This window comes from Arthrobacter sp. CAN_C5, from assembly GCF_017875735.1.
Lineage (GTDB): Bacteria > Actinomycetota > Actinomycetes > Actinomycetales > Micrococcaceae > Arthrobacter_D.
Map to the genome: position 1 here is coordinate 3,043,990 of NZ_JAGGMZ010000001.1, position 11,222 is coordinate 3,055,211.

Annotated in this window: 8 protein-coding genes; 5 read left to right on the plus strand and 3 right to left on the minus strand. The window is 67.3% G+C overall.

Going from position 1 to position 11,222, the window contains the following annotated elements; translation table 11 throughout:
- The first annotated feature begins 7 nt into the window (after positions 1 to 7).
- Both H4V95_RS14210 and H4V95_RS14215 read left to right on the plus strand, forming a co-directional pair.
- Positions 8 to 1,465 carry a DUF58 domain-containing protein gene (locus H4V95_RS14210; protein WP_196867745.1) on the plus strand — a complete coding sequence of 486 codons (1,458 nt, stop codon included), beginning with the start codon at positions 8 to 10 and terminating at the stop codon, positions 1,463 to 1,465.
- On the plus strand, positions 1,462 to 3,894 hold the full coding sequence (locus tag H4V95_RS14215; RefSeq protein ID WP_209730904.1) for a DUF3488 and transglutaminase-like domain-containing protein: 2,433 nt from the start codon (positions 1,462 to 1,464) through the stop codon (positions 3,892 to 3,894). Before H4V95_RS14210 ends, H4V95_RS14215 begins: the two co-directional genes overlap by 4 nt.
- Before the next feature lie 31 nt (positions 3,895 to 3,925).
- Here H4V95_RS14215 and H4V95_RS14220 read toward each other — a convergent pair whose 3' ends face one another.
- Positions 3,926 to 5,407, minus strand: coding sequence for an NAD-dependent succinate-semialdehyde dehydrogenase (locus H4V95_RS14220; RefSeq protein WP_209730905.1), 1,482 nt, complete (start codon positions 5,405 to 5,407; stop codon positions 3,926 to 3,928).
- 170 nt (positions 5,408 to 5,577) lie between these two features.
- Positions 5,578 to 6,459, minus strand: coding sequence for a 16S rRNA (cytidine(1402)-2'-O)-methyltransferase (gene rsmI, locus H4V95_RS14225; RefSeq protein ID WP_312884106.1), 882 nt, complete (start codon positions 6,457 to 6,459; stop codon positions 5,578 to 5,580).
- Positions 6,460 to 6,740: 281 nt separating this feature from the next.
- Here rsmI and H4V95_RS14230 point away from each other — a divergent pair, with 281 nt between their 5' ends.
- From H4V95_RS14230 to H4V95_RS14240, 3 genes are all read left to right on the plus strand, one after another.
- Positions 6,741 to 8,222 (plus strand): dolichyl-phosphate-mannose--protein mannosyltransferase, encoded by a 1,482-nt coding sequence (locus H4V95_RS14230; RefSeq protein WP_245346202.1) that lies wholly within the window; start codon positions 6,741 to 6,743, stop codon positions 8,220 to 8,222.
- Between the two features lie 44 nt (positions 8,223 to 8,266).
- Entirely contained in the window at positions 8,267 to 10,090 is a 1,824-nt protein-coding gene (locus tag H4V95_RS14235) for a long-chain fatty acid--CoA ligase (protein WP_196867749.1), read from the plus strand.
- Positions 10,091 to 10,170: 80 nt separating this feature from the next.
- Positions 10,171 to 10,284 carry a pentapeptide repeat-containing protein gene (locus H4V95_RS14240; RefSeq protein WP_209730907.1) on the plus strand — a complete coding sequence of 38 codons (114 nt, stop codon included), beginning with the start codon at positions 10,171 to 10,173 and terminating at the stop codon, positions 10,282 to 10,284.
- Between the two features lie 14 nt (positions 10,285 to 10,298).
- Here the strand turns inward: H4V95_RS14240 and H4V95_RS18460 are convergent, their stop codons facing one another.
- Complete coding sequence (locus tag H4V95_RS18460) at positions 10,299 to 11,171, minus strand: HNH endonuclease signature motif containing protein (RefSeq protein ID WP_312884047.1); 873 nt, start codon at positions 11,169 to 11,171, stop codon at positions 10,299 to 10,301.
- Positions 11,172 to 11,222: the final 51 nt, after the last annotated feature.

Here is an 11,222-nt window from a genome sequence, read left to right on the forward strand (position 1 = left end):
GCCCGCCATGCACCTGCTGGCCAGACTGCCCTCCCGGGTCCTCACCTCGCGTGGTTGGGGGCTGGTCATCACAGGTGTCCTGGCGCTGTTGACCGCCCAGATCCTGGGCCGCCGGGACCTGCTCTACGTGGGGGTGCTCCTGGTCTGCCTCCCCCTCCTGTCTGTGCTGATGCTGCGCCTGATCAAACCCCGTTTTACGGTGGAGCGAACATTTGCCCCGCAAACGATGGAAACCGGGTTCACCTCCACCGTCACCCTGTCGGTCGCCTCCAGTGGTCCGCTCAGCGGGACGGTGGTGATGCAGGAAAGGATTCCCGCCCGGTTCGGGGATGCACCGCAGTTCCAGTTCCCCTCCCGCCATCCCGGGGCCCAGGGTGCCAGCCACTACGAGTACCGGCTGCGCTCCTCCGCCCGCGGCGTGTACGACGTCGGCCCGGTGACCGCCGCTTTCACCGACCCGTTTGGTCTGGGAATGTCCCGGCACACGCTGGGAGGGACGGAACGGCTTGTCGTCACCCCCGCCGCCCTGGACCTGCCGCCTTCACCACTGACAGGTGCCCGCGGGGCCGACGGGTTCGCCGCGACCCGGCGCAACGCCAACCCCAGCGACGACGACGTCATGACCCGCGAGTACCGGGCCGGCGATCCGATGCGCCGGGTCCACTGGGCTGCCACCGCCCGCCACAACGAACTGATGGTGCGCCAGGAAGAGTCGGTCACCACCCCGGAGGCCACCCTGATCCTCGATCATCGGCAGGCCAGGTACAGTTCCGGCTTCCATACTGCCTTCGGGGTCGAGAACGACGACGGCACAGCCCTGCTTTCCACCCCCGGGTTCGACTGGGCGGTGGTCGCCGCCATGTCCATCACCGCGCACCTGCTCGAGCGGAACTATGCCCTGCGGTTCGTCGACGAGACCGGTGCGCCAGCACTGCGTTCGTCGGTCTCCGCCCCCTGGCCGGACGACGAGGAGCACCAGGGCCAAACCGGCATCCACAACGTCGCCGAGGGGCTGGCCGCCCTGGAACTCTCCCCCGATCCGACGAAACGGGGGACCACCCGGCGCCCGTCCCGGCGCCCCGCGAGCCCGTCACGGTCCACCCAGGCCGGCCCGAACCGGTTCACGCCGTTCGGTGACCCGATGATGGACAAACTGGCCACCTACAAACACCGCGGCCCGTTGCTCGCCATCCTCGGCGCCATCACGGCGGCGGAAGCGCACGACCTCGCGGCGGCAGCAGAGTTCGGTTCGGCGTCGTTTGCGATCCTCGTCGCGGACCGCCCCCAGGACCTGCACCCGGTGATGGAGATTCTGCGCGCCGCGGGGTGGCATGCGGTAGCCGTCTCTCCTTTCGCCGACCTGACGGCGGCCTGGACCTACTTCGATTCGCCCGGCGCGGCCAGCGCTTCGACCGCCAAGACCACGGTGCCGTCCGCGGGCGGCTGGACGGGAGGTCGATCATGACCTCAACCCTCCCCCGCCCTGCCATGCCGACGCCGCAACGGGTGGAGCCCCGCTCCGGTGGGCGGCTCCGCAGGGATCAGCGTCACTGGCTGTCGACGGCGGCCGTGTTCGCCGCGGTCATGCTGACCTCGCTGAACCTGAACTCGGTGCTGTTCGGGTGGACCTGGCTGAACCCGCTGGCCTTCACCGTGGGCGCCGTGCTGATCGTCATGGGCGCGGCGCGCAGCGCCCGGCTGCCCGGTGCGTTGGTCCCCGCGGCAGGCATCGTGGCACTGGTGGGTGCACTGGTGTGGCAGTATTTCCCCGCTCAAAGCGTCTTCGGCATCTTCCCCGGCGAGGGCGCCGCCGGCCGGCTCACCGTCCTGCTGAACCACGCGGAGAACACTGTGGTGTCCCAGGTGGCCCCGGTCCTTCCGGGAACCGGGATCTTTATGGTGGTCTGCGCCGCGGTGGGTCTGATCGCCATCCTCACCGACACGCTGGCGACCACCCTGCGGATGCCCGCCACCAGCGGCCTGGCGTTGCTTGCGATCCTGGTGGTGCCGGCCGTGGTGCGGCCGCAAAGCGTCGTGGTGCCCGGTTTTGTGGCGGCTGTCGTCGGCTTCCTGATCCTGCTGGGTTGCAGCCAGTGGCGGGATAGCCAGACACCTGGGGCGTCGCGGGACGCGTCGGGCGGGCGGCTTGCCCGTGGACTGTCGATCGGCGCGGCAGCCCTCGCGGTGACCATCCTGGTGCCCCTGGCCATCCCCGGATTCAATGTGGGGTTGTTCCCCCAGGGTGCTCGGGTCAATCTCTGGGGCACAGCGACCGGACTGAATCCGGTAGTGACGCTGGGAAATGACCTACGGAACCCCACCGGTTTCGGCCGGATCACCTACGCCACCAATTCCCCCGAGGCCCTGTACCTGCGGGCGGTGACCCTTGAGGACTTCGATGGGGAGCGCTGGGAACCTGATCAGCGGTACGGCGTGAGGCTGCCCGGGGTCGAGGAGATGGGCACCGAGGAGGTGCGGGCGGCCATCGACGAGGGCGCCGTCACGACCACCCGGATCACCACGGACACGTTCACCAGCCCGTGGCTGCTGGCGCCCTACGCTCCGGTGGGCTTCTCCGATCTGGCGGGCCGCTGGTCCTGGGACCCGTTGAACCACAGCGTCATCGCGACCGACAACGGGTCGACGGCACAGCAGCAGTACGTCGTCCGGAGTGCCGGCCCAGCGCTCACCCGATCCCGGTTGCAGGCCGTCGGCCCGGCGCCCGAAGGCGCAGTCGACGCCCAGTTCCTTCGCCTGCCGGACACCACCCCCGGGATCATCGAGCAGACCGCCGTGCAACTGACGGAAGATATCGTCAATCCCTACGAGCAGGCCCTGGCAATCCAGAGCTACCTTCGGGGACCGTCGTTCACCTACTCCGTCGACGCCCCGGTGGAGGGCGGGTATGACGGCAACAGTCTCGACGTCGTCGCGCGCTTCCTGGAGTCGAAGTCCGGCTACTGCGTCCACTACGCGGGTGCGATGGCCGTGATGGCCCGGGTGGTGGGGATCCCCAGCAGGGTTGCTGTCGGGTACGCGCCGGGCACCCCGACCGGCGAATCGGTCTCCGGTCCCGACGGCGTGGAACTCACCGAGTTCACGGTCACCTCATTGGACGCCCATGCGTGGCCCGAACTGTACTTTGATGATCTCGGCTGGGTGAAGTTCGAACCGACCCCGTCCCGCGGCGTGGTCCCGGAGTACGCGCAGACGGCGTTCGCGCCCGGGGCCCCTGCAACCAACCCCGATAACCTGGATCCCGGTGGGAACCCGCTCACGGATCCTGGCACCATCGGCACCCCCGACCAGGGTGCCGAGGACCTGCCGCCGGAGTCAGAGACAGCTGACCGTGCCCGCGACACCTCGACGCTCGTCCTGGGCGTCCTGCTCGGAAGTGTGCTGCTGCTCTTCGTCCCGCTGCTACTGCGGGTGTTGCGCCGCCAGCGCCGTCGACGCCGCTTCAGTGGAGCTGGCGGGGGCAGGGCTGCCGCAGCACTTGCCTGGGCAGAGGTCGTGGATCTCGCCGCCGACTATGGTCACCCCGCCCTGCCCGTCGACACCCCGCGGACCTTCACGGCCCGGCTGGCCGCCACCACGGGGATCGACGGGGCGGCGGGGTCTGCTCTCGTCCGGCTCCGGACCGCCTACGAAGCCGCCCAGTACGCGGACCCCACGCTGCTGAGCGCGGTCTCCGGAACCTTACCAACACCTGCCCCCAGCAGTGGGGGTGCCCCGGCAGGCATCCGGACGGAAACCACACCGAAGCTGGCCCCGCCCGACGGCTGGGACGACGTGCAGTCGGTTGCCGGGGCGCTCCGCGACCGCAGCAGCCGGGCAACCAGGATCAGGGCGCTGTTGCTGCCCCGGTCGCTGTCCGGTGACGCCCGGGGCTAGCTGTATGTGGCCAGCTGGCGCCCCGGGAACGTCAGGAAGCCGTCGGATCGGCGATGCCCACGTACTGGGTGTAGAGGTACTCCTCGATGCCCTCGGAACCGCCCTCGCGCCCGAGCCCGGACTGCTTGACGCCGCCGAACGGTGCGGCTGCGTTGGAGACCACCCCGGCGTTGAGCCCGAGCATCCCCACATCCAGCCGTTCACCGATGCGCAGCCCGCGGTTGAGGTCCCGGGTGAAAACGTAGGCAACGAGCCCGTACTCGGTGTCGTTGGCGAGGCGAACGGCGTCGTCCTCGGTTTCAAAGGTGATGATCGGGGCGACCGGCCCGAAGATCTCTTCCTGCAGGATCCGGGATCCCGGCGCCACGTCGGTGAGCACCGTCGCCTGGTAGAAGTAGCCCGGCCCCTCGACGGCTGCGCCGCCGACGACGACCGTCGCGCCGTCGTCGACTGCCGATGTCACCAGTTCATGGACCTTGGTCCGGCTCTTCTCGTCGATCAGGGGGCCGAGGGTCGAGTTGTCCTCGGTGCCACGAGCGGTCTGGAGGGTCTTCATCTTTGCCGCGAACTTCTCGGCGAACTCCCCGGCCACCGATGAGTGAATGATGAACCTGTTCGCAGCCGTGCAGGCTTCGCCCATGTTGCGGAGCTTCGCGAGCATCGCCCCGGCTACGGCGGCGTCGACGTCGGCGTCTTCGAAGACCACGAACGGGGCGTTGCCACCGAGTTCCATCGAGGTGCGCAGCACGTTCTTGGCTGCGGCGGCCAGCAGGTTCCGGCCCACCGGCGTCGAGCCGGTGAAGGACAGCTTACGGAGCCGGGGATCCTCGATCAGTGGCCCGGTGACGCCCTGGGCGTCGGAGGTGTGGACGACGTTGAGCACGCCCTTGGGCAGGCCCGCCTCTTCCAGGACGGCGGCGAACAGCGACGACGTCAGCGGAGTGAGGTTGGCGGGCTTGAGCACCATGGTGCAGCCGGCGGCGATGGCTGGGGCGATCTTGCGGGTGGCCATCGCGAGGGGGAAGTTCCACGGGGTGATCAGCAGGCACGGGCCCACAGGCTTCTTGTTGACGAGGATACGGGTCTTGCCGTCGGGCGAGGTGGAGTACCTGCCGGTGGTCCGGACTGCTTCCTCGGAGAACCAGCGCAGGAACTCGGCGCCGTAGGTCACTTCGCCGCGTGCTTCGGCCAGCGGCTTCCCCATTTCCATGGTCATCAGGAGGGCGAAGTCGTCCGCCCGGGCGGTGACCAGGTCAAAGGCCCGGCGCAGGATCTCGCCGCGCTCACGGGGTGCGGTGCGGGCCCAGCTGTCCTGCGCGGCGGCGGCGGCGTCCAGCGCTGCCATGCCGTCCTCGGGGCTGGCGTCCGCAATGGTGAGCAGGGTTTCGCCGGTGGCGGGGTCCTCAATGTCGAAGGTCTTCCCGGTGGAGGCGTCCCGCCAGTGACCACCAATCAGCAGTCCGGTGGGAACCTGCGCCAAAAGTTCCTGCTCACGCTGGGTGGTAACTGCCATAGTCGGTGCCTCCAAGAGGTTCTTCGTTGCGGGAAATTCATGACGCGGCCGATCTGCCGCCTGGGCACCACGCTAGTCCCGCGCTTGCAGGACTGTCCATGCCAGCCTGCACGGCCGGATCTACTTCCCGCTGTCCGGGTGCACAACGCCCGCCCGGCGCCATCGCCCGGTCAGCGGGCCGCGATCACCGCTGCGTAGAGTTCCCGCTTGCTGATCCGCGACTCCTCAGCGACCGCGGCCACCGCGTCCTTGAGCCGGATGCCCTGGTCCATCAGTGTTGCGACCGCGGCTACCCGGTCCTCCGGTTTCGCTGGCGCGGCAGGTGGTGCACCGCCGACGACGACGGCAATCTCACCCCTCACCTCGGTACTTTCTGCCCATGCCAGGAGTTCCGCCAGAGGACCCCGCAGCACCTGTTCATAGCGTTTGGTAAGCTCCCGGGCCACTGCCGCCGGACGGTCGGGGCCGAAAACCTGGTGCAGCGACCTCAGCATCACCTCCAGGCGGTGCGGAGCCTCAAAGAAGACCATGGTGCGTCGCTCGTCAGCCAACTCCGCCAGGCGTGAGTTCCGCTCACCGGTCTTGCGTGGCAGGAACCCTTCGAAGCAGAAACGGTCAGTGGGCAGCCCTGACAGGGCGAGCGCCGTCAGCACCGCCGACGGGCCGGGCGCCATGGTCACAGTGACCCCGCCGGCGATCGCCGCCTCCACCAGCCGGTAGCCTGGATCGGAAACCGACGGCATGCCGGCGTCGGTCACCATGAGAATGGTCTTGCCGTCCTGCACCTGCTCGAGCAGTTCGGCCGTCCGGCTGGCCTCGTTGTGCTCGTGATAGCTGATAATGCGCCCTGGCACCCTGATCTCGAGCGCCCTCAGCAGGCGCTGCAACCGGCGGGTGTCCTCGGCCGCGACAATGTCAGAGGTTTGCAGGAGCGACACCAGGCGGGCGGATGCATCGGCCGCGTTGCCGATCGGCGTCGCGGCCAACACCAGCCGTCCACCCGGGTGGACGGTCCCGACGTCGGCCGCTGGCTCGAAGTCCGGGTGGGACACGTCATCGCCATCGGTGTAGTCGTCGTCAGAATCCGCTTCGTTCCCAGTGCTGTTCACCATCCCAGCGTAGACCCGCATCACCGAGGGCGGGATCACCCACTGGCAGTAGCATAAGCAGGGTGAGCCATACCGCCGTTACCCCACCACCGGTGGCAGCGGTGTCGGCTCATGACTGGGTACATACCCCCCGAACTGCCTATGACGCGCTGGTGCTGCGACGCCGCCTGCTGGGTGAACGCCTGCCGCTGGGACTCCTCGGCTGGTTGTTGCCGCTAGCGGTCATGGTCATCGGCGGGGTGCTGCGGTTTGTCCGGTTGGGGGACCCGGCAACCCTGGTGTTCGATGAAACGTACTACGTCAAGGACGCCTACTCCTACCTCCTGTCCGGCTACGAGCGGGAATGGCCGGAGGAGCCCGACGCCGATTTCAACAGCGGCAATACCGGGATCATCCTGGGCAGCCCCGACTACGTGGTGCACCCGCCGGTCGGGAAGTGGATGATCGCCCTGGGGATGGCACTGTTTGGTTCCGACAACCCGTTCGGCTGGCGTTTCTCGGCGGCCCTCGTGGGGACCCTGTCCATCCTGTTCATTGCCCTCATAGCCCAGCGGCTCTTTGGGTCTCCCATCCTCGGTGCGGTAGCTGGGCTGCTGACCGCGGTCGATGGCCATCACCTGGTGCACTCCCGCACGTCCCTGCTGGATGTGTTCCTGATGTTCTGGCTGGTGGTCGCCTTCGGTGCGCTGCTGCTGGACCGGAATCGCGCGCGGCGGACCCTTGCGGAGAAGGTGTCGGAGCGGGCTGCAGCGTCCCCGACGGGGCGGCCGTCGGCGGCGGACCTGCTCTATGGGCCGTGGCTGGGTTTCCGGCCGTGGCGGATCGTCGCAGGCATCAGCCTGGGACTCGCGGTCGGCACCAAGTGGTCGGCGATCCCCTATCTAGCGGTCTTTGGCCTGATGACGGTGCTGTGGGACATGAACGCCCGCAGGATCGTGGGAGTGCACCGCTGGATCACGGGTGCCATCCTGCGGGACGGGCTGCAGGCGTTTGCTTCGATGGTGCCCCTCGCAGCGCTGACGTACCTGGCGTCTTGGACCGGCTGGTTCCTGTCCTCCGATGCGTACAACCGCCAGTGGGCAGCAGACCATCCGGCGCCCGCATGGGAGTGGCTGCCAGCGTCGATCAGATCGCTGGCCGACTATCATCGGGCCGCCTATACCTTCCACGAGGGCCTCGGCTCCGAGCACCCCTACGAATCGACTCCCTGGTCCTGGCTCGTGATGGGACGCCCGGTGTCCTTCTATTACAAGGGCGATCTGGGGGCCGATCAGGGGTGCGCCGTCGACGCCTGCTCCCGGGCCATCAGCTCGGTCGGGAACCCGCTGATCTGGTGGTCGGCGGCAATCGCCCTGATCGTGCTGGTTTTCTACTGGGTGGGACGGCGGGACTGGCGCGCCGGCGCCATCCTGGCGGGCGTCGCGGCCGGCTATCTGCCCTGGTTCCTGTACCCGGAACGCACCACCTTCTTCTTCTACGCCATCGCGTTCCAGCCGTTCCTGATCCTTGGCCTGGTGTACTGCCTGGGCCTGGTGTTGGGTAGGCCCTTCGAACCGCCCAGCCGGCGGCGTCTGGGCCTGATCCTCGTCGGCGGGTTCGTGGCGGCGGCGGTATTGCTTTCTGCCTATTTCCTGCCAATCTGGACGGCAGAACTGATCCCCTACAGCCAGTGGCGGCTCCGCATGTGGATGCCCAGCTGGATCTGATTTTGCATCCCGACGACGCACCTAGTGAAAGGCAAACCTGCCCCATGCGTGAATCAACCACCGAACTCCTGGTGAACCTCCCCGCGGACACCAATGTCACGGACCTGCTCCTGGAGCAGCACCGCAGGGCTCCCGACGGCGCCCTGTACTCGGTGAAGAAGGGTGGCCAGTGGCAGGACATCAGCGCGTCCGAATTCCTCGACCAGGTGCAGGCTCTCGCCAAGGGGCTCATCTCACGGGGGGTGCGCCCCGGTGACACGGTCGCCGTGATGTCGAAAACCCGATATGAGTGGACTCTGGCCGACGTCGCTATCTGGTTCGCCGGGGCTGTCACCGTTCCGATCTATGAGACCTCCTCGGCGTCGCAGGTGGCCTGGATCCTTCAGGACTCTGCCGCCGGCATCATCTTTGTCGAGGACGACGCCAAAGCGGCGGTGGTCCGGAGCGCGCTCGGTGGCACGGATTCGGACAATCGGCTGTACCTGATGAACAACGACGACGGCGGGGACACCTTTGCAGCGCTTGTCTCGGAGGGATCGGCCATTGGGGATGACGAGCTCGAAGCTGCCCGTGCCAGCCGCAACCTCGACGACGTCGCGTCGCTCGTGTACACCTCCGGGACCACCGGCGCCCCGAAGGGCTGCGAAATCACGCACGGGAACTTCGCCCTGTTTGCAGTGAACACTCTTGAGTTCCTGCCTGAGCTGCTCCGCGAGAAGGACGCGCGGACGCTGATGTTCCTGCCACTCGCGCATGTGCTTGCCCGCGCTGTCCAGGTGGTGTGCCTGGCCGGTGGTGTGAAGCTCGGACACACGGCCAACGCCGCCGACTTGCTGGAGGACCTTTCGGCCTACCGGCCGACGTTCCTGCTGGTCGTGCCGCGCATCTTCGAGAAGATCTACGCAACCGCCGAGCAGAAAGCCAAAGATGCCGGCAAGGGCCGCCTGTTCGAGATCAGTGCCGCCACAGCCGTGTCTTACTCCCGGGCCCTGGACACTGCTGCCCGTGGCGGCCGTGGCCCCTCGGTAGTACTCAAGGCACAGCATGCACTATTCAACCGGCTGCTCTACCCCAAACTCAGGGGGGTCTTTGGTGGCGAAGTGACCTACACGGTGTCCGGCGCGAGCCCGTTGAGCGAACACCTGGCGCACTTCTTCCGCGGCGCGGGTATCCAGGTGCAGGAGGGGTACGGTCTGACCGAAAGCACGGCGCCGTGCACGGCCAACACTGTTGCACTGACCCGGGTGGGCAGCGTTGGCATTCCGATGCCTGGCACCACCGTGCGGATGGACACCGACGGCGAGATCCAGATCAAGGGCGTGGGGGTGTTCAAGGGTTATCACAACAATCAGCAAGCCAATGCTGACGCCTTCACCGAGGACGGCTTCTTCCGGACCGGCGACGTTGGCCAGCTGGACGAGGACGGGTTCCTGACCATCACCGGCCGCAAGAAGGACCTACTGGTCACCGCTGGTGGGAAGAACGTGGCGCCCGGGCCGCTGGAGGAGACCCTCCGGGAACACCGGCTGATTGCCCACGCGGTCGTGGTGGGTGACGGTCGGCCCTTTATCGGGGCGTTCCTGACGCTCGACCCGGAAGCCGTGGCGACCTGGGGAACGGAAGCAGGTCTGGGTGGGCTGACCGTCACCGAGGCAGCATCACATGCCGGGGTTCGCGCGGAGTTGCAGTCCGCCGTGGACGAGGCCAACTCCCACGTCTCTGCCGCCGAGCAGATCCGCAAGTTCACTGTGCGCGACCAGGACTTTGGACCGGACTCCGGCTACCTCACCCCCACCCTGAAACTCAAGCGCGCAGCCGTTGTCGCCGACCTGAAAAGCGAACTGGAGAACCTCTACAGCACCCCCTGAGCCGTTGCAGCAATCTGCCTCTGGAACAGCAGTGCTGCCGGAAACAAGGGGTCCTGGAACGTTCCCGGCTGGAACATGCCTTGCTGGAACGTGCCTTGCTGGAACGTGCCCGGCTGGAACGTGCCTTGCTGGAACGTGCCCGGCTGGAACGTGCCTTGCTGGAACGTGCCCGGCTGGAACGTGCCTGGCTTTGAAGGACTGCGCTCACTTAGAAGGGTGGCGGGGTTTCCGGGAGTGGTGCCGGTGGTGGATCTGGCCGGGTGAGGTAGGTTTCGCCCATCGGTGAGATCGCAATGATCATTCCTGGCTCAGGTTGTCGGTAATGCCAGTAGCCCTCGGATTTGAGCTTGTGGTGGCGTTTACACAACGCTGCCAGGTTGCCGTAGCTGGTTTTCCCGCCTTGTGACCAAGGCGTTGTGTGGTCGAGTTCGCAGAACACCGCCAACCGGTTACACCCCGGATGCCGGCAGGTCCGGTCCCGCACTCTGACTGCGTCCTGGAGGTCTTTGGGGACCCGGTAGGTGGTGGCGTCGGCGCCGAGCCTGGCACCGGTGAAGGGGTGAGTGAGGATCCTCGTGAAAGATGGTGCGTGCCCGGCGAGTTTCCTGGCAGTGTCGGGGTCGATCGGCCCGTACCCTTCGAGTTCACCCGGTGCATCACCGCCGAGGAGAGTCATCACAGGGACAGTAACGAACACCTTCGCCTGCACACCCCAGTAGGCACCTGCACCACCACGGCCCACCAGCCCACCCGTGCCATCCGGCACACCTGTTCCATCCGGCACCCCTGTTGCATCCGGGCTATCCGTGCCATCCGGTTCGCTGGCACCGTCGGTGACAGGTTCTTCGGTAGCAGCGGCCTCGCCGGCGGGTTCTCCGGTGGCGGGTTCCACGGCACTCATGTGCCCGGTGGCGCCGGCGCTGGTCAGGACATCGGTGAGGACGTCGGCGCGTAACTGGGTGAGGGTCCGGGATTCGTCGGGGCCTTGTAATGCGCGGGCGGCGGTGTCGACGCGGTGGAAAATCCCGGCAGCCTGGTCGAGGGATAGGTAGGTGGGTATGGCACTCTGAAATGGCCCCACTTAGGGGACTTTTAGCCGTTTGAAGTGGCCCCACCCTCGACCCGCCCGTAG